Consider the following 18357-nt stretch of genomic DNA (forward strand, 5'->3'; position numbering starts at 1 on the left):
CCCCGGACGACCGTGCCCGCCGCCTGCCGCGCGCCGTCCTGTGGGACATGGACGGCACCCTCGTGGACACCGAGCCCCTGTGGAACGCCGTCCAGCGTCGGCTGGTGGTCGAGCACGGCGGCACCTGGTCGGAGGACCTGGCCGCCTCCCTCGTGGGACGCCCCCTCGACGAGGGAGCGCGCCGTCTGCAGGAGGCCGGGCTGGACCTGCCCGTGCAGCGGATCATCGACCTGACGATGGACGAGGTCGTTCAGGGGGTCGTCAGCGGGGTGCCGTGGCGGCCGGGCGCCCGGGAGCTGCTCGTCGCGCTCGCCGAGGCCGGCGTGCCGGGCGCCCTCGTGACGATGTCCCATGCCCCGCTGGCCCGCGCGCTGGCCGAGCGGGCGCCGGCGGGCACGCTGGACGTCGTCGTCTCGGGGGACATGGTCTCCCGGGGCAAGCCCGACCCGGAGGCGTACCGGCTGGGCCTGCAGCTATTGGCCGAGCGGACACCGGGGCTGACGGCCGCCGACTGTGTGGCGGTCGAGGACTCCCCGGTGGGCGTCGGCGCGGCCGTGGCCGCGGGCCTGCCGACGGTCGGCGTGCCCAGCGTGCTGCCGCTGCCGGCGGGGCTCGCGACCGTCGAGTGGACGACGCTCGCCGGCCGCACGCCGGCCGACCTCGCCGCGGTCCGTCGGATCGCCGCCGCGCGCGGGCCCGGGGCGGACGGGGCCGGATGAGCGGGCCCGCCTCCGTCCGGCTGGGCACGATCGCCGGCGCGCCGGTGCGCCTGTCCTGGTCCTGGCTCCTGATCGCCGCGGTCATCACCCTCGCGTTCGGCCCGCAGATCCAGCGCGCGCTGCCCTCGCTCGGCGGCGGCGCCTACGGGGTGGCCCTGGGGTACGCCGTGCTCCTGGCGCTCTCCGTCCTGGTCCACGAGGCCGCCCACGCCCTCACCGGCCGCGCCTTCGGCCAGCGCACCGAGGAGATCGCGCTCACCCTGTGGGGCGGGCACACCCAGTTCCGCAGCCCGTCCGCTCGACCGCTGGACACGGTCCTCACCGCGATGGCCGGCCCCGCCGCGAACCTCGTGCTCGCGGGCCTCGCCCATCTGGCGGCCCGCGCCGTGGCCGGCCCGTCCGTTCCCGCCCTGCTGCTCGAGGTCACGGTGTGGGCCAACCTCCTCCTGGCCGCGTTCAACGCGCTGCCGGGCACCCCGCTCGACGGCGGCCGCATGGTCGAGTCCGCCGTCTGGGCCGCCACCGGCTCCCGGGCCCGTGGCGTCGAGGCGGCCGGCTGGGCCGGGCGCGTCGTCGCGGTGGGCGTCCTCGCGGCGGTGCTCGGCCCCCCGATCCTCGCGGGCCGCGCGCCGGACCTGTTCGTCGTCGTCCTGGCGGCCTGGGTCGCCCTCACCCTGTGGCGGGGCGCGGACGACGCCGTGCGCCACGGGCGCTGGAGCCGCCGGCTGGAGACCCTGCGGCTCGAGCAGGTCGAGGCGCCCGCCATCGCCCTGCCCGAGCACCTCTGCGTCGCCGAGGCCCTGGCCCAGGCGGACGGCGGCCGCCGCGCCGTCGTGGCCGTGGACGGGGCCGGTCGGCCCCGCGGCGTGCTGGACCTCGCGGCCGCGGCGGGTCTGACCCCGGCGCGCCGCACGACCACCGCCCTGGCCGCGGTCGCCGTCGCGCTGGCCCCGGAGGCCGTCCTCGTCCGCGACGACGTCCCCGCCGCCGGTCCCGGCCTGGCCGCCCGCCTGGCCGACCCCCAGACCCCCGTGTGGGTGCTGACCGACGCGCACGGCCTCGTGCGCTCCGTGGTGCCCCGCGAGACGATCCTCGCCGCCGTCGACGCGACGCGGCGTCCCTGAACCGAAGGAGCCCCCCATGATCGAACCCACCGGCGTGAGCGCGCGCCGCGGCCCCCTGCGGGCCGGCCAGCGCGTGCAGATCAAGGACGCGAAGGGCCGCCTCAACACGATCACCCTGCTGCCCGGCGGGGAGTTCCACAGCTACCAGGGCGTGCTGCGGCACGACGACCTGATCGGCGGCTTCGAGGGCGTCGTGGTCGAGAACTCGGCCGGCCAGCCGTACCAGGTGCTGCGCCCCCTGCTGAACGACTTCGTCCTGTCCATGCCCCGCGGCGCCACGGTGGTCTACCCGAAGGACGCGGCGCAGATCGTGCAGCAGGCGGACATCTTCCCGGGCGCCGTCGTGGTCGAGGCCGGCGTGGGCTCCGGCGCCCTGTCCATGTCCCTGCTGCGCGCCGTGGGCGACCACGGGCGCCTGCACTCCTACGAGCGCCGCCCGGAGTTCGCGGACGTCGCCCGGGCCAATGTGGAGGCCTTCTTCGGCGCCGAGCACCCCGCCTGGTCGGTGCACCTCGGCGACGCGCAGGAGGAGATGCCCAAGGTCCACGAGCCGGGCTCCGTGGACCGGGTGGTCCTGGACATGCTGGCCCCCTGGGAATGCCTCGACGCCGTCGCCGAGGTCCTGGCCCCCGGCGGTGTGTGGCTGAACTACGTGGCCACCGCCACCCAGCTCTCCCGCGTGGCCGAGGCCATCCGGGACTCGGGCCGCTTCACGCAGGTCGAGGCCAACGAGACCCTCGTGCGCGGCTGGCACCTGGACGGGCTCGCCGTGCGCCCCGACCACCGCATGGTCGCGCACACCGGCTTCCTCCTCACGGCCCGCCGCCTGGCCTCGGGCGAGGAGGCGCTGCGCCTGAAGAAGCGCTCCAAGGTCTCCGAGTTCAAGGCCGAGGACGTCGAGGCCTGGCAGCCGGCCGACGAGGCCCGGTGGACGCCCGAGGCCCTCGGCGAACGGCCGATCACAGACAAGAAGGCGCGCAAGGCGGCGAAGGAGGCCCGCCTCATGGCCGCGCGGTCACGCGCCGCCGAGCAGGGCGTGGACGCGTACGGTGGGAGGACCCCGACCGGGGAGCAGGACTGAGTGGACGGAGCACCGGTGGACCACCACGCGCAATCAGGCACGGAGCACGCCGAGCAGCGCCTCGCCGAGGCGCGGGAGCTGCTGCGGCAATCCCAGGCCGAGGCCGAACGGCTGCGGCACCAGCTGCAGTCCGCCCAGCGGCACGCCGCCGGCCTGAGCGAACGCCGTCGGGCCGCCGAGGCCCAGACGCAGACGGCCGCCCGCAACAACCGGCGCATGGTCGAGCTGCTCGAGGCCACGCGCGCCGAGATCACGACGCTCAAGGAGAACCTGGACGCCGTCACGCATCCGCCGTTCACCTTCGCCACGCTCGAGGCCGTCCATGCCCCGCGCGAGCCCGAGGAGGGCGTGGAGACCGGCGCCGTGGTGCGCGGGGGAGCGGACGTCGTGCAGAACGGCCGGCGGCTGCGCGTGACGGTCTCCCCGCTGCTCGACGCCGCCCGCCTCACCCCCGGCGCCCAGGTGCTGCTGGACGAGTCCAGCTCGATCGTCGGCGTCGCCCCGGGCACGGGGTCGGGTCAGCTGCTGCGCGTCAAGGAGGCGCTGCCCGACGGCGGCCTCGTCCTGGCCGGCACGGCGGACGAGGAGCGCGTGGTGCGGCGCGCGCCCGCGCTGGAGGGCGTCGACCTGCGCCACGGGGACGCCGTCACCGTGGACGCCCGCGTCGAATGGGCGCTGCGGCGGGTCGAGCTGTCCGAGGTGGACGAGGTGCTGCTGGAAGAGGTCCCGGACGTCACGTTCGAGGACATCGGCGGCCTCGGCCCGCAGATCGACCGGATCCGCGAGGCCGTCGAGATCCCGTTCCTGCACCCCGAGGTCTACCGCGAGCACGGCCTGCGCGCCCCCAAGGGGATCATGCTGTACGGCCCGCCCGGCACCGGCAAGACCATGCTCGCCAAGGCCGTGGCCAACGCCCTCTCGGCCCGCAGCGCGGACGGCGAGCGCTCGTTCTTCCTCAACGTCAAGGGACCCGAGCTGCTGAACAAGTACGTGGGCGAGACCGAGCGGCAGATCCGCGTCATCTTCGACCGGGCCCGCGAGAAGGCCGACGCCGGCTTCCCCGTGGTCATCTTCTTCGATGAGATGGAGTCGCTGTTCCGCACGCGCGGCTCCGGCGTCTCCTCGGACGTGGAGACCACGATCGTCCCGCAGCTGCTCACCGAGATCGACGGCGTCGAGGCCCTCGAGAACGTGATCGTCATCGGCGCCTCCAACCGCGAGGACATGATCGACCCGGCCGTGCTCCGCCCCGGCCGACTGGACGTGAAGATCCGCGTGGACCGTCCCGACGCCGACGGCGCCGCGGAGATCATGGCCAAGCACCTCACCGCGGACGTGCCCCTGCACGCCGACGACGTCGTCGCGGCCGGCTCCGCGGACGCGGCCCGCGCGACGCTCATCGCCCGGACGGTCGCCGCCCTCTACGACCGCGGCGCGGACACCGCGCTGGCGGAGCTGACGGACGTGTCCGGCACGACCCACGCCCTGCACCTGGCCGACCTCGTCTCGGGCGCCGTGGTGGCCGACGTCGTGGACCGCGCCAAGCGGCACGCGGTGCGCGACTACCTGGCCGCCGGCCAGGCCCCGGCCGCGCTCGGCGTCCGCGAGGGCCACCTGCGCGAGGCCGTGGCCGCGGTGCTGGAGGACCAGACGGACCTGCTGGCCACGGTCGCGCCCGCCGAGTGGGCGCGCACCTCCGGCTGGCGCGGTCCTCGGCTGCGCTCGCTGCGCATGGTCCGGGGGGTCGAGGCATGAGCGCGTTCGGCCGCGGGGCCGCGGACGGCTTCGCCCGGGCCGTCGCCGTCAACGTCGGCCCGACCCCCGCCTTCGAGGGCCAGCGTCGGCTGTTCCACGGCGCGGCCGTGCCCCCGAACGGGCGGGACGCCGCCGGCTGGGGCGTGCACCGGGTGATGGGCACGGAGACCGAGTTCGGCATCCACGCGCCGGCCAACCCGGGGGCGCACCACAGCGTGCTCTCGGTCGAGCTCGTGAACGCGTACGCGGACCTGGTCACCCGGTCCGGCTCGGCGGTGGCCGGCACGGAGTGGGACTACGCGGGGGAGTCGCCGCTCGTGGACGCCCGCGGCTGGCGGCTGCCGCGTTCGGCGGCGCACCCCTCGCAGCTGACCGACGAGGCGCTCGTGGGCCCGGACGGGGAGCCCGTGCACCTGCTGCTGTCCACCGTGCTGGCCAACGGTGCGCGCTGGTACGTGGACCACGCCCACCCGGAGTACTCGTCGCCGGAGACGACCACCCCGCGGGACGCCATGGTGTGGGACGCCGCCGGGGACCTGGTCGCGCAGGCGGCGGCCGAGCACATCGGCCAGGCCGAGGGCGCCCCGGAGGTGCTGGTCTACAAGAACAACGTGGACGGCAAGGGCCAGTCCTACGGCGCGCACGAGAACTACCTCGTGGCCCGGTCCCTCGACTTCGAGGAGCTCACCGCCGTCCTGCTGCCGTTCTTCGCGGCGCGGCAGGTGCTCGTGGGCGCGGGCCGCGTGGGGCTCGGCCCGGCGGGGGAGCGGCCGGGCTTCCAGCTGTCGCAGCGGGCCGACTACTTCGAGGAGCCCGTGGGGCTGGAGACCACGATCCACCGGCCGATCGTCAACACGCGGGACGAGCCGCACGCCCGTCCCGAGGCCTACCGCCGGCTCCACGTGATCATCGGCGACGCGACGCTGAGCCAGCACGCCACGTGGCTGCGGATGGGCATGACCGCGCTCGTCCTCGCGATGGCCGAGGCCGGGACGGCGCCCCGGCTCACCCTGGACGACCCGGTGGCCGCGTTGCAGACGATCAGCCACGACCCGGGTCTGCGGGCCACGGTGCCGCTGCTCGAACGCACCGCGGACGGCCCCGTGCGCCGGCACTGGACCGGGCTGCAGATCCTGCGGTCCTACCTGGACGCGGCCCGCGCCCACTGCGCCGCCTTCGGGGTGACGGATCCGCAGACGCGCGAGGTGCTGGAGGCCTGGGCCATCGACCTCGACGACGCCACCGCGGATCCGCTGTCCCTGAGCGACCGCGCCGACTGGGCGGCCAAGCTGCGCGTCCTCGAGGGCCTGCGGGCCCGCACGGGCGCGGACTGGACCGACCCCCGCCTCGCGATGGTGGACCTGCAGTACGCCGACCTGCGCCCGGCCCGCTCCCTGCACCGCCGCCTCGTGGCCGCCGGCGCCCTCCGGACGCTCGCCGATGAGGCGGAGATCCGTGCCGCCGTCGCCACGCCGCCGCGGGCCACCCGCGCGTGGACCCGCGGCAACCTCGTGGGCCGCCACGGTGACCGCGTGGCCGGCGCCGCGTGGGAGACGCTGCTGCTGCGCGGGGCGGGGGAGCGGGTGCACCGGCTGCACCTGGCCGAGCCGCTGGTCGGCGCCGCCGTGGACCTGCCCGGCTGGTGGGAGGACGCCGCCGCGCCCCGGCCCGACGACGAGGCGCTCGTGGCCACGCTGGCGCCGCTGTTCGGCGCACGGGCCTGAGGCGGGGGCGGGCGCTCAGCCCGTGACGGCCGCGCGCACGCGGCCCAGCAGGGCGTCCGCCCGCGCGACGAGACGGTCCGCCCGGTCGACGTCGGTGCGCACGATGCCCTCCAGGCTCTCGTCGCGGAGGGGGCCCAGGTTGGTCTCGAGGGTCACCGCGGCGGCGGTGAGGCCGCCCCGGACGCAGCCGAGCGCCGCACCGACGTCGGAGAGCACGTTCGGGTTCGCCGCGTCCAGCACACGCTCGGCCAGGTCCAGTGCACGCGCGGCGGCATCGACGATCCCGCGGGGTGGCCGGACGGCCTCGGCCAGGGCGGCCTGGATCGCGGCCGAGCGCCGGGCCCGGTCCTCCGGGGTGTCGCGGGGCAGCCCGAACGCCTCGGCCACGGCGCCGAAGCCCCGCTCGTCGCCGTCGGCGAGGCCGAGGCACGCCGCGATCAGGCCCTCCGATGCCCGGGCGTCCTCCTCGGCTGCGCTGAACCGGGCCGCCATGGCCAGCAGTCCGGCGCCCTCGGCGACCGCCAGCGCGCCCGTCGCGCCGCCACCGGGGGTGGGCTCGCCGGAGGCGAGGCGGCCCAGATAGCTCTCGATGCTCTCGTCGCGGATCATGCCCCCACGGTGCCAGACCGGGCCCGACCGCGGCCCGCCCTCAGGCGCGCTCCCAGGACGCGACCGGCCCCGGGACGATCGTGAACAGCGGGTGCACGTCGGGGACGGGCGTGTCCGACCACTGTTCGAGCCAGGCGGGGCTGCGCGCGGCCAGCTTGGCGCACAGGTGACGCCACTCCAGGTCGCGCTGGCCCGTGGTGGCCGGGATCGGTGCGAGACCGGCGGGCGGGATGCGCACGGCGCCGTCGGGGGCGGGGCACGGCCGGTCGATCCGGGAGTGATCGAAGCGATAGCCGCGCGCCGTGGCCTCGGCCTCGAGGCCGGAGAGGAACGCACCGACGGCGCCGGACGGGTCCGGGTGCTCCCGGAACCTCAGCAGCTGCGGGTGGTCCCGATATCCGCGCGTGCGGCCGGCCAGGACGGCCTGCGCGAGCAGGGCCTCGCGCCAGGCGCCCGTCAGGCCCTGGCGGTCGAGGTGGCGGGGATGAAGGGTCCACAGGCGCATGCCCCCATCCTGCCAGCGTGGGGCAACCCGGGGACGTGGGGCTGAAACGTGGCCCGCGCGTGGGGCAGGATGGGTGGACGCGGACGGAGCACACCGACCCGCGTCGACGCACGAGGAGGCCACCATGTCCCAGGAGCAGATCCGCCCACGCCCGTCCGGCGGCGACGACGAGACCGGCGCCGCGGCGGGCCAGGCGCACGTGAAGCCCGCGGCCCAGGACCAGGGCCTGGACAGCCTGCTGGACGAGATCGACTCGGTGCTGGAGTCCAACGCCGAGGAGTTCGTCAAGGGCTTCGTCCAGAAGGGCGGCCAGTGACCGACGCGGACCGCGCCCGCCGGATCTTCGGGCTGGAGACGGAGTACGGCGTCCAGCACTGGAACCCGCAGGGGCGCCCGCTGAGCCCCGAAGAGGTCGTCCGCTATCTCTTCCGGCCCGTCGTCGAGTGGGGGAGGTCCTCGAACGTGTTCGTGGCCAACGGCTCCCGGCTCTATCTCGACGTCGGGTCCCACCCCGAGTACGCGACCGCCGAGTGCTCGACGCTCGACGAGCTCATCGCCTCGGACGGGGCGGGGGACCTGCTGCTGCACGACCTCGTGGTCCAGACCGAGGAGCGCATGGCCGCGGACGGGGTCGGCGGCCGGATCCACCTCTACCGCAACAACGCCGACTCCTCGGGCAGTTCCTACGGCTCCCACGAGAACTACCTGCTGCGCCGGCGCACCGAGTACCGGCGGCTCACCGAGGCGCTCGTCCCGTTCCTCGTCTCCCGGCAGATCCTCGTGGGCGCGGGCCGCGTCGTGCCCGCCGGCACGTGGCCCGAGGGCGAGGGCCCGGCCCACTTCGCGTTCTCCCAGCGCGCCGACTTCGTGCAGGACGGCGTGTCCTCCTCCACCACGCGGTCCCGGCCGATCATCAACACGCGGGACGAGCCGCACGCGGACGCCTCCGAGTACCGACGCCTCCACGTGATCGTGGGGGACACGAACCTCTCCGAGCACACCCACCTGCTGCGCTTCGGCGCCACCGACCTGCTGCTGCGGATGATCGAGGCGGGCTTCCCGCTCGGGGACCGCGTCGTCGCCCACCCCACCCGCGCGGTGCGGCAGATCTCCCACGACCTCACCGGCACGGCCCGCATCGCGCTCCGCGAGGGGGAGGCCTCCGCGCTCGAGCTGCAGGAGCACTACCTCGAGCGGGCCCGCGCCTTCGTCGCCGCGGAGGGTGCCCACCACGACCGGGTGGGGGAGATCCTCACCCTGTGGGGCGAGGTGCTCGACGCCGTCCGCACCGGTGACCGGTCCCGCATCGAGGACCGCATCGACTGGGCGATCAAGCTGCGCCTGCTGGAGGACTACCGGGCCCGCCACGACCTGGACTGGGGCTCACCCCGTCTCGCCCAGCTGGACCTGGCCTTCCACGACATCGACCCCGACCGGGGGCTGTTCCGCCTGCTGCTGCGGCGCGGCGCCGTCGCGCGCCTGCTGCCCGAGGACGCCGCCCGGTCCGCCGTGGAGACCGCCCCGCCCACCACCCGGGCCCGTGTGCGCGCGGACTTCGTGGCCCGTGCCCGGGAGCACGGCCTGGACTACGCCGTCGACTGGACGACCCTGAAGCTCACCGACCATCCGCTGCACGCGATCGTGACGAAGGACCCGTTCGACACGTCGTCGGCCGCCGTCGACCGGCTTTTCGGGCGGATCGCCTGACAGCGCGCGTCCAGGACGCGCCATTAGGGTGACACGCATGAGTTCGTTCGAGACCCCCCAGCCCCCGGCGGCCCGCCGCCGTCGCCGCCTGCTGCCGCTGCTGTCCCTCGGCGCCGCGGGCCTGGTGCTGGCCACCGCCTGCGCCACCGGCGACGACGGCGCGGACCAGCCCCACAGCGACACCGCGTCGGCCTCCACGTCGGCCGCCCCCGAGCGGGCGGCCGTCGGCGAGGGCCAGGGGGAGCCGGACGCCCTGACGGGTGTCACCTTCACGGAGGGCGACGGCGGGGCGCCGACGGTCGAGATCGACGGGGAGATCGACACCGACCAGCCCACCACGCGGGTGCTGACCGCCGGCGAGGGGGATCAGGTGCAGGAGGGCGACGTCCTGCAGATGTCGATCGCCGTCGTCGATCCGGCCAGCGGCGAGGTGGTCGCCGAGAACTTCAGCGGCGAACCGGAAGCCGTGCCCGTGGACGACCAGCTCAAGTCCATGAACCCGGAGATCCACGAGATGCTGGTGGGCAGCGGTGCCGGCACGATCGTCGCCGCGTACAGCCCCGAGTACGACGTCCCCGTCCCGCAGACCGAGAGCGCGTCGCCGAGCGCCTCCCCCTCCACCCAGACGCAGCCCGCCCAGCTGTTCGTCTACAAGATCGACGCCATCCTGCCGAAGCAGGCCGAGGGCGAGGAGGTGACCGAGCGGGACGAGCGCCTGCCCGACGTCACCGTGGACGAGCAGAGCGGCCGGCCGAGCATCGCGAAGCCCGACGGCGAGGCGCCCCAGGAGCTGGTGGTCCAGCCCCTGATCGAGGGCGAGGGCCGCGAGGTCGGCGCGGACGACACCGTGACCGTGCAGTACGAGGGCGTGACGTGGTCCGACGGCGAGGTCTTCGACTCGTCCTGGGAGACGGGCCAGGCCATCACGTTCTCCCTCAACCGGGTCATCGAGGGCTGGAAGGAGGGTCTGGCCGGCCAGAAGGTGGGCTCGCGCGTCCTCCTGTCGATCCCGGCCGAGAAGGCCTACGGTGAGCAGGGCAGCCCGCCGGCCATCGGCGAGAACGAGCCCCTGCTGTTCGTGGTGGACATCCTGGACGCCCAGGCGTCCGCCACCCCGTCGGCGAACTGACCCCGTCGGCGAACTGACCCCGTCCACGAGTACCCAAGTCCACGAGTACCCAAGAGGAGAGCACCGTGTCCTTCGGACAGCGCGACTACGACCGCACCAAGCCCGAGATCGACTTCCCGGGCGAGACCCCGCCCACCGAGCTCGTGGTGGAGGACCTGATCGAGGGCTCCGGCCCGGCTGTCGAGGCCGGCTCCCGCGTGCAGGTCCACTACGTGGGCGTGGCCTGGTCCACCGGCGAGGAGTTCGACGCCTCGTGGAACCGCGGCACCCCGCTGCCCCTGACCGTCGGCGTCGGCCAGGTCATCGCCGGCTGGGACCAGGGCCTGCTCGGCATGAAGGTCGGCGGCCGCCGCCGCCTCGAGATCCCGCCGCACCTGGGCTACGGCGCCCGCGGCGCCGGCTCCGCGATCGGGCCGAACGAGACGCTCATCTTCGTCTGCGACCTCGTCTCGGTCGACTGACCCCGGGCCCCGTGACCCCTCCCCGTGACCCCACCCGCCCCACGGCGCGCCGGCGACGAGGCCGCCGAGCGCATCATCTCGCTGCTGTGGCTGCTGCTCTCGGCGCCGCATGGCCTCGAGCGTGACCGGATCCGACGGCAGGTCGTCGGCTATGAGGGGCTCACGGACACCGCCTTCGAGAAGCTCTTCCAGCGGGACCGCCGCGTGCTGCGCGCCGTGGGGGTCCCGCTGGAGACCCTCGAACCCGCGGGCTTCGACGAGGGCGAGGCGGGGGTGCGGCACCGCGTCGTCCGCGACGCGCTGCTGCTGCGCGACCTCGACCTCACCGTGGACGAGCGCCGCGCCCTCGTGCGGGCGCGGCGCCTGTGGGGCGACTCGCCGCTGCGCGCCGACGTCGTCCGCGCCGTGGGCCTGCTGTTCCAGCCGGCCACCGACCTCACGGGCGACGACGAGCTGGCCGGGTACCACACCCTCATGCCCCGGGCCGACCCCCGGCTCGAGGCCCTCACCCAGGCCGTGGCCGACGAGGCCGTGCTGCGCTTCCCCTACCGCGACGCGCGGGGGCGGGCCACCCGGCGCACCGTGCGGGCCTGGTTCCTCACCCTCGTGCGCGGCCGCTGGTACCTCACCGGCTGGGACCTCGACCGCGGCGCCGAGCGCAGCTTCCGGCTCACCCGGATGGAGGGGGAGCCGCGCCGCGTCGAGCGGGCGACGGACGCCCCCGGCCGTCCCGAGGACCACGACCACGCCGGCCTCGTGGCGCGCCTGGCCGGACAGGCCGACGCCGAGCGGGTCCGGGTGTGGCTCGCGCCCGGCCGGGGCCAGGGCGTCCGCGCGGTCGGTGAGCCCGCCGAGCCCCGCGCCGAGGACGGCGCCGCGCCGGGACCCGACTGGGAGCTCTGGGAGGCCCCCGCCGGACCGCGCGAGGACGGCCTCGCCGCCGAGATCGGCGGCCTGCTGGGCCGGGCCGTGCCCTCCGCCGCGCACCCGGACCTGACCGACCGCGTCCGCGCGGGCCTGTCCGCCGCGGCGGAGGCCCACGCCGGCCCCGCCGACCCGGCCCTGCTCGAGGTGGCGCTCGCCGCGCCCGTCCGGCGCCGCGCCCGCGACTCGAGCGAGGACCTCGTGGGCCGCCTGCTGGACATCGTGGGGCTGGCCAACCGGGCCGGCGGGGTGGACCGGGCGGAGCTGCGCGCCCGCCTCGGCATCACCGACGAGCACCTCGACGCCGACCTCGAGACGCTGTGCTACTGCGGCATGCCCGAGCGCGACTTCCCGGGCTTCCAGTTCGAGGTGGCGGAGGTGGCCGGCCGCGTCCACGTGGAGCGCGCCGCCGACCTGGCCGGTCCCGTGCGGCTGACGCGCCCCGAGGCGCACAGCCTCGTCGCCGCCCTGCAGACGGTCGCGGACCTGCCGGTGCTGGACGACGCCGACCGCGAGGCCGCCCGCTCCGCCCAGCGCCGGATCCGCGCCGCGGTCCTGGACGCGGGGGCCCCGGACGCGGACGACGCGGACGACGCCGCCCTCCAGGAGGCCGAGGCGCACACCGCCGGCGAGCCCCCGGTCGCCGTCGCCGCCCACTGGGACGTGGCCGTGGACCCCGCGACGGTGCGCACCCTGCTGGCCGCCGTGGCGGAGCGGGCCGTCGTCCACCTGACCTACCGCTCCGTGCATGCCGATGCCCTCACCGAGCGGGACGTGGAGCCGCTGGCCCTGGTGCAGGACGGGGCGCGCCTCTACCTGCAGGCGTGGTGCCGTCGCGCCGAGGACCACCGGGTGTTCCGGGTGGACCGGATCAGCGCGCCCGCACCCACGGGGGAGACGTTCGCGCCCCGGGCCCGGCCCGCGCGCTGGCGGGTCCATCCCGACGACGCCGCGGGGGTGCCCGTGCTGCTGCGCTGGGCCCATCCCGTCCGCGACGCGGCCGCCGGCTACCGCCCGGACGCCCAGGCCGACCTGCCCGACGGCGACCGCCTCACCCGGGTGCATCTGACCGACGCCGCCGTGGCCGCCGCGCTGGTCGGACGCCACGGCGGCGCCGTCCAGGTGCTGGCCCCCGCCGACCTCCGGGCGTCCGTGGCGGACGCGCTGGGCGATGCCCTGGCGGCCCTGCCGGCGCGGTAGCCTGGACCCCGGAACCCCATCGAAAGGACCCTTCATCATGGCTGGACTCCAGGGCTGGCAGCTCGTCATCATCATCCTGCTCGCGATCCTGCTCTTCGCGGCCCCGAAGCTGCCCGCGATGGCCCGCAACCTCGGCCAGTCGATGCGCATCTTCTCCTCCGAGGTGAAGCAGATGCGCACCGAGGGCAAGGGCACGACGGACGAGCGCTCCGGCGCCGGCTCCACCGCCGCGGACGAGCCGGTCGAGGGTCGCGTCGTCGAGCGTGACGAGACCGACCCGCGCGACCCGCGCTGAGCCGGAAGGACCCCCACCCGATGACCGAGCTCGACGAGGTCGCCCGCCGCACCCGGCGCCGCCGGAAGCGGCGGGACAACCCCACCGGCGAGATGCCGCTGCGCGAGCACCTCACGGAGCTGCGTAACCGACTGCTGAAGTCGGCGCTCGCCGTCGCGGTCGGCATGGTGATCGGCTTCCTCGTCTACCAGCCGGTCATGGCGGAGCTGTTCCGCCCGGTCAAGGAGATCGCCAGCCAGGGACACACGGCGGCCGTCGCCTATGACACGGTGGCCTCGCCGTTCGACCTCATGCTCAAGGTCAGCATGTTCATCGGGCTCATCCTGTCCAGCCCGGTCTGGCTCTACCAGATCTGGGCATTCATCGTGCCGGGTCTGAAGAAGGCCGAGAAGAAGTACGCCCTGGGCTTCATCGCCGCGGCCGTGCCCCTGTTCATCTTCGGCATCGCGCTGGGGTGGCTCGTGATGCCGCAGGCCGTCCAGTTCTTCGTGGGCTTCACTCCCGAGGGCGGCGCGAACCTCCCGACGGCGTCGGTGTACATCAGCTTCGTCACGCGTCTCTACCTCGCGTTCGGCGTGGCCATGGTCCTGCCGGTGCTGCTGGTGGGACTGAACATGCTCGGCATCCTGCCGGGCCGCACGATCGTCCACCACTGGCGCATCACCGTCTTCGTGATCATGCTGATCGCCGCGATCGCCGCCCCCGGTGCGGACGCCATCTCCATGTTCTACATGGCGATCCCGCTCGTCGTCCTCTTCGGCGTGGCCATCGTCCTGTGCCTGTGGGGGGACCGTCGTCGTGACCGCCGCTCGGGGCAGCGCGAGGTGGACGTCGAGGCGGAGCTCGCCGAAGGCCCGAAGCCGCTCGATCAGATCTGAGCGTCGTACGCGGCGGCCCTCCCGCCCGGACGCACGACCACGACGGCGTCCGGACCCGCCAGTAGGGTGGGGCCATGGCCCACCATCCCGCGTCCGCGACCCCGCACGACGAACCCGAGCTGAGCCCGGCGGAGCGCTACGCCCGTGCCCGGGCGGCCCGGCACCATGCCGGCTCCGAGCTCGGCCGGTTCGCCGCACGCGTGGGCTTCCCCCTCGACGACTTCCAGCGCCGCGCGTGCGCCGAGGTCGAGGACGGCCACGGCGTCCTCGTCGCGGCGCCCACCGGTGCCGGCAAGACGGTGGTCGGCGAGTTCGCCGTCCACCTGGCCCTGGCCCGCGGCACGAAGGCGTTCTACACCACCCCCATCAAGGCCCTCAGCAACCAGAAGCACGCGGACCTCGCCCGCGTGCACGGCGCGGAGAACGTCGGCCTGCTCACGGGGGACACCTCCGTCAATCCGGACGCGCCCGTCGTCGTGATGACCACCGAGGTGCTGCGCAACATGCTGTACGCGCAGTCCGACACCCTCATCGACCTCGGCTTCGTCGTCATGGACGAGGTCCACTACCTCGCCGACCGGTTCCGGGGCCCGGTGTGGGAGGAGGTCATCATCCACCTGCCCGAGCACGTGCAGCTGATCTCCCTGTCCGCCACGGTGTCCAACGCCGAGGAGTTCGGCGCCTGGCTCGACACGGTCCGGGGCGCCACCACCGTGATCGTCTCCGAACACCGGCCGGTGCCGCTGTGGCAGCACGTCATGGCCGGGGGCCGGCTCTACGACCTGTTCGCCGAGGACATCGCCTTCGAGGACACCGCGGACCGGGACGGGGAGGCCCTGCTCAACCCCGAGCTCAAGCGCCTGGGGGAGGAGACCGAGCGCCGGTTCCAGCGCGCGGACTGGGGACGGCCCGGGCGGCAGCAGCACCGCGACGGGCGCGGGGGCGGCCCGAAGGGCCGGGTCAGGGGCGGCCGACGCACGACTCGCGACGGCGGCCGGGGCCGGAACGGCTCCTCCGCGCTGGACCGGGAGCGGCCGGTCTCCGGTCGGCCGGGCGGTCACGACGGCGGCCAGCGGCGCGGACCGCGGCTGTCCACGTCGCGCCCAGAGATGATCCGGGCCCTCGACCGCGACGGGCTGCTGCCGTGCATCACCTTCATCTTCTCGCGGACCGGTTGCGACGCCGCCGTGGAGCAGTGCCTCCGGGCCGGGCTCGACCTCACCACGGCGCGGGAGAAGGCGCTCGTGGCCGAGCGGGTCGAGGAGGCGGCGCGTCTGCTGCCCGTCGAGGACCTGGAGATCCTCGGGTTCTGGGCGTGGCGCGACGGCCTGTCCCGGGGCTTCGCGGCCCACCACGCCGGCATGCTGCCCCCGTTCAAGGAGGCCGTCGAGGACCTGTTCGCCGCCGGCGCGCTCAAGGCCGTGTTCGCCACGGAGACCCTCGCCCTCGGCATCAACATGCCGGCCCGCTCCGTGGTGATCGAGAAGCTGGTCAAGTTCAACGGCGAGAACCACGTCGACATCACGCCGGGGGAGTACACCCAGCTGACGGGCCGGGCGGGCCGCCGCGGCATCGACGTCGAGGGCCACGCCGTGGTGATGTGGCGTCCCGGGCTGGACCCGGCCGCCGTCGCGGGCCTGGCCTCGCGCCGCACCTACCCGCTGCGCTCCTCGTTCCGGCCCACCTACAACATGTCCGCGAACCTGCTGGCACAGGTCGGGGCGGAGCGGGCACGGGGCATCCTCGAGTCCTCGTTCGCCCAGTTCCAGGCGGACCGCTCCGTGGTGGGGCTGGCCCGCGAGGTCCGCTCGAAGCAGGCCAGCCTCGAGAAGTACGAGGAGGCCATGCAGTGTCACCTCGGCGACTTCGCCGAGTACCTCACCCTGCGCAAGGAGCTCGCGGCCGCGGAGAAGTCCGGCTCGCAGGGGCGCCGTCGGGCCCACCTGGCCGCCGTGAAGGACTCGCTCGCGAACCTCGCGGTCGGGGACGTCGTCGAGCTCGACGCCGGCCGCGCGCTCGGCCGGGCCGTCGTCGTGTTCCCCGCCGGCAACCTCCAGAACCCGCGCGTCGGCGTCGTGACGGACAAGGCGCAGCTGCGCCGCATCACGGTGGACGACGTCGCCGGGCCGGTCGAGCCGGTGGCCGGCGCCGCCCTGCCCCAGGTGGTGCAGGTGAAGACGCCCGCGCAGCGCAAGGACGTCGCCGCGCTCATGCGCGAGGCCGTGCGCACGGGCCGCCCGCCCGCCGGAGGCCGCCGCACGGCGGGCTTCCGCCTCCGGGAGGACCCGGCCGCGCCCCGGGTCGAGGAGCTGCGCCGGGCACTGCGCCGCCACCCGTGCCACGGCTGCCAGGACCGCGAGGAGCACGCCCGCTGGGGCGACCGCTGGTGGGCCATGCGGCGGGAGGTCTCCGTCCTGCGGGAGCGCATCGCGGGCCGCACCAACACCATCGCCCGCACGTTCGACCGCGTCGTCGGTCTGCTGCGCGCCTACGGCTACGTCCAGGAGGACGCGTCCTCGCCCCGCGCGGCGCTCACGGAGCGCGGCGAGGCCCTGCGCCGGATCTACGGCGAGCGGGACCTGTTCACCTCGCTGGTGCTGCAGGATCCGGCCACGGACGGCTTGACGCCGGAGGAGTGGGCCGCCGTCGCCGCGCTGCTCGTGTACCAGGGCAGGGGGGAGGCCGAGCCCGGACTGGTCCCGATGCCGACCCCGCGGCTCGCGCGCGTCGCGGAGGCCGCCGAGCGCATCGAGGAGCGCCTGCGCACGGACGAGGCCCAGGCACGGCTCGAGCCCACGCCCCGGACGGACCCCGGGCTGGTGGCGCCCATGCATCGCTGGGTGCGGGGGGCCACCCTGCGCCGCACCCTCGAGGGCGCGGACCTCGCCGCGGGCGACTTCGTCCGCTGGGCGCGGCAGGTCATCGACGTGCTGGACCAGCTGGCCAACGTCCCCGGGGACGCCCGTCGCAGCCGTGCCTGCCGCCGGGCCGCGGACCTCGTCTCCCGCGGCGTCGTGGCCACCTCGCTGCCGGCGGCCTCGGCCCCGCGCGCGGACGAGGACTGACACGGGCTAGGGTGGGCGGGTGAGCGCACACCTGTTGACCCACGGCATCATCCACTCGACGACGGACCCGTACGCACAGGCGCTGCTGGTCCGGGACGGGGTGATCGCCTGGCTCGGCGCGGACGACTCCGCGGACCGCGTGGCCGACCCGGGTGACGAACGGCGGGACCTCGACGGCGCCGTCGTCGTGCCGGTGTTCGTCGAGCCGCTGGCCCGGCCCGCGGACGCGCGGGACGCGTTGAGCCGTGGCACCGCCGTCGTGACGATCCTGGCCGGGCCCGAGGACACGGGCGCCGGGCCCGCCGACGAGGACGTCCAGACGGTCGTCTATCGGCACGCCGACCGCGTGGACGCCGAGGCGGCCGGGGTGTGGCTGCCCGTCGGGACCGGCACCGACCCCGCCACGCTCGCCGGTCTCCTGACGGCCTCGACCCAGGCGGGGGAGCAGGCCTACCTCGTCCCCGACGGCGGTGCGGACGCCGGGCCCGCCGCCCAGGACGTGGCCCTGACCGCCCTGCGCTCGGTCGCGGAGGAACTCGGCACCGCCGCCCTGGGCCGCGTGCGCCATCGGCTCGTGGTCACCCACTCGGTCACCGCCGAGGACCGCGCCTTCCTGGCCGCCGCCGGGGTCAGCGCCACCGTCGTCCCCGACGCGGACGGCGTGCTGCACGCCCCCGTGGCGAGCCTGCTGGCCGACGCCGTCTCCGTGTGCCTGGGCGCCGGCCCGGCCGGGGACCCGTGGGCCGCCGTCCGGTCGGCGCTGTCCCACCCCGACCCGGACGAGCGCATCTCCGCCCGCTCCGCCTTCGCCGCCGCGACCCGCACCCCGCTGCGCGCGCTGCCCGACGCTCCGGCGGCCGGCCTGTCCGTCGCCCCGCGCCTGAGCGTGTCGGCCCCGGCCGTGTTCGGCGTCTGGGACGCGGACGCGGTGGCTGTGCAGTCGCCGGACGGCCGGGTGGCGGCGTGGAGCACGGACACCCGAGCCGGCACCCCGCTGCTGCCGGCCCTCGACGCCGAGACCGCCCTGCCCCGCTGGCGGGCCACCTGGGTGGACGGCCGGATCGCCGCGGAGGACGTGGCCCGCGACGCGCGCGATGGCGCGACGCCGGCCTGAGACCTCCGCTTCCTATACTCGAACGGATGCGATGGCCCGTCCGACCGGCGGGCCGCCCCCACGACCC

Annotated in this window: 16 protein-coding genes; 14 read left to right on the forward strand and 2 right to left on the reverse strand. The window is 75.5% G+C overall.

Annotated features, from left to right (window positions below):
* The 5 genes from J1M37_RS09145 to dop form a co-directional block, all read left to right on the forward strand.
* Nucleotides 1-719 (forward strand): HAD family hydrolase (locus J1M37_RS09145; protein ID WP_241250977.1); only part of this gene is annotated, 719 nt, incomplete at its 5' end.
* Nucleotides 716-1843 (forward strand): site-2 protease family protein, encoded by a 1128-nt coding sequence (locus J1M37_RS09150; RefSeq protein WP_206452462.1) that lies wholly within the window; start codon nt 716-718, stop codon nt 1841-1843. The genes J1M37_RS09145 and J1M37_RS09150, both read left to right, overlap by 4 nt.
* 16 nt (nt 1844-1859) lie before the next feature.
* Entirely contained in the window at nt 1860-2924 is a 1065-nt protein-coding gene (locus J1M37_RS09155) for a tRNA (adenine-N1)-methyltransferase (protein WP_206452463.1), read from the forward strand.
* A complete protein-coding gene (gene arc, locus J1M37_RS09160) occupies nt 2925-4679 on the forward strand; it encodes a proteasome ATPase (RefSeq protein WP_206452464.1) in 1755 nt (584 codons plus the stop codon).
* The gene (gene dop, locus J1M37_RS09165) at nt 4676-6403 is read left to right on the forward strand and encodes a depupylase/deamidase Dop (protein ID WP_119217275.1); all 1728 of its coding nucleotides are present in this window, start codon (nt 4676-4678) and stop codon (nt 6401-6403) included. The genes arc and dop overlap by 4 nt, the downstream gene beginning before the upstream one ends.
* Before the next feature lie 15 nt (nt 6404-6418).
* On the opposite strand, the gene J1M37_RS09170 is transcribed toward dop, so the two are convergent.
* Together J1M37_RS09170 and J1M37_RS09175 are read right to left on the reverse strand one after the other, a co-directional pair.
* The gene (locus J1M37_RS09170) at nt 6419-7012 is read right to left on the reverse strand and encodes a cyclodeaminase/cyclohydrolase family protein (RefSeq protein ID WP_206452465.1); all 594 of its coding nucleotides are present in this window, start codon (nt 7010-7012) and stop codon (nt 6419-6421) included.
* 40 nt (nt 7013-7052) lie between these two features.
* Nucleotides 7053-7517, reverse strand: a complete 465-nt coding sequence (locus J1M37_RS09175) for a pyrimidine dimer DNA glycosylase/endonuclease V (RefSeq protein WP_036384792.1) — start codon at nt 7515-7517, stop codon at nt 7053-7055.
* Between the two features lie 124 nt (nt 7518-7641).
* Here J1M37_RS09175 and J1M37_RS09180 point away from each other — a divergent pair, with 124 nt between their 5' ends.
* The 9 genes from J1M37_RS09180 (at nt 7642) to J1M37_RS09220 (ending at nt 18290) form a co-directional block, all read left to right on the forward strand.
* On the forward strand, nt 7642-7833 hold the full coding sequence (locus J1M37_RS09180; protein WP_017488237.1) for a ubiquitin-like protein Pup: 192 nt from the start codon (nt 7642-7644) through the stop codon (nt 7831-7833).
* Nucleotides 7830-9224, forward strand: a complete 1395-nt coding sequence (gene pafA, locus J1M37_RS09185; RefSeq protein ID WP_206452466.1) for a Pup--protein ligase — start codon at nt 7830-7832, stop codon at nt 9222-9224. The genes J1M37_RS09180 and pafA overlap by 4 nt, the downstream gene beginning before the upstream one ends.
* Nucleotides 9225-9261: 37 nt before the next feature.
* Complete coding sequence (locus tag J1M37_RS09190) at nt 9262-10353, forward strand: FKBP-type peptidyl-prolyl cis-trans isomerase (RefSeq protein WP_206452467.1); 1092 nt, start codon at nt 9262-9264, stop codon at nt 10351-10353.
* A 65-nt stretch (nt 10354-10418) separates the two neighbouring features.
* Nucleotides 10419-10814: an FKBP-type peptidyl-prolyl cis-trans isomerase gene (locus J1M37_RS09195; protein WP_010078659.1), complete on the forward strand. Its 396-nt coding sequence runs from the start codon at nt 10419-10421 to the stop codon at nt 10812-10814.
* 24 nt (nt 10815-10838) lie between these two features.
* Nucleotides 10839-12938, forward strand: coding sequence for a WYL domain-containing protein (locus J1M37_RS09200; RefSeq protein ID WP_206452468.1), 2100 nt, complete (start codon nt 10839-10841; stop codon nt 12936-12938).
* Nucleotides 12939-12975: 37 nt separating this feature from the next.
* Nucleotides 12976-13233 carry a twin-arginine translocase TatA/TatE family subunit gene (locus tag J1M37_RS09205; RefSeq protein WP_002855080.1) on the forward strand — a complete coding sequence of 86 codons (258 nt, stop codon included), beginning with the start codon at nt 12976-12978 and terminating at the stop codon, nt 13231-13233.
* A gap of 20 nt (nt 13234-13253) precedes the next feature.
* Nucleotides 13254-14111 carry a twin-arginine translocase subunit TatC gene (gene tatC, locus J1M37_RS09210; protein WP_206452469.1) on the forward strand — a complete coding sequence of 286 codons (858 nt, stop codon included), beginning with the start codon at nt 13254-13256 and terminating at the stop codon, nt 14109-14111.
* A 74-nt stretch (nt 14112-14185) separates the two neighbouring features.
* The gene (locus tag J1M37_RS09215; protein WP_206452470.1) at nt 14186-17176 is read left to right on the forward strand and encodes a DEAD/DEAH box helicase; all 2991 of its coding nucleotides are present in this window, start codon (nt 14186-14188) and stop codon (nt 17174-17176) included.
* 19 nt (nt 17177-17195) lie between these two features.
* A complete protein-coding gene (locus J1M37_RS09220) occupies nt 17196-18290 on the forward strand; it encodes a hypothetical protein (protein WP_141842885.1) in 1095 nt (364 codons plus the stop codon).
* Nucleotides 18291-18357 lie beyond the last annotated feature (67 nt).

Source organism: Micrococcus sp. KRD012 (genome assembly GCF_017168555.1).
Taxonomy (GTDB): Bacteria; Actinomycetota; Actinomycetes; order Actinomycetales; family Micrococcaceae; genus Micrococcus; species Micrococcus luteus.

Bases quoted from the DNA above. Each gene is read 5' to 3' on its own strand.
- J1M37_RS09150 (WP_206452462.1), top strand. From the start codon at position 716: ATGAGCGGGCCCGCCTCCGTCCGGCTGGGCACGATCGCCGGCGCGCCG.
- J1M37_RS09155 (WP_206452463.1), top strand. From the start codon at position 1,860: ATGATCGAACCCACCGGCGTGAGCGCGCGCCGCGGCCCCCTGCGGGCC.
- dop (WP_119217275.1), top strand. From the start codon at position 4,676: ATGAGCGCGTTCGGCCGCGGGGCCGCGGACGGCTTCGCCCGGGCCGTC.
- J1M37_RS09170 (WP_206452465.1), bottom strand. From the start codon at position 7,012: ATGATCCGCGACGAGAGCATCGAGAGCTATCTGGGCCGCCTCGCCTCC.
- J1M37_RS09175 (WP_036384792.1), bottom strand. From the start codon at position 7,517: ATGCGCCTGTGGACCCTTCATCCCCGCCACCTCGACCGCCAGGGCCTG.
- J1M37_RS09180 (WP_017488237.1), top strand. From the start codon at position 7,642: ATGTCCCAGGAGCAGATCCGCCCACGCCCGTCCGGCGGCGACGACGAG.
- J1M37_RS09190 (WP_206452467.1), top strand. From the start codon at position 9,262: ATGAGTTCGTTCGAGACCCCCCAGCCCCCGGCGGCCCGCCGCCGTCGC.
- J1M37_RS09205 (WP_002855080.1), top strand. From the start codon at position 12,976: ATGGCTGGACTCCAGGGCTGGCAGCTCGTCATCATCATCCTGCTCGCG.
- tatC (WP_206452469.1), top strand. From the start codon at position 13,254: ATGACCGAGCTCGACGAGGTCGCCCGCCGCACCCGGCGCCGCCGGAAG.
- J1M37_RS09215 (WP_206452470.1), top strand. From the start codon at position 14,186: ATGGCCCACCATCCCGCGTCCGCGACCCCGCACGACGAACCCGAGCTG.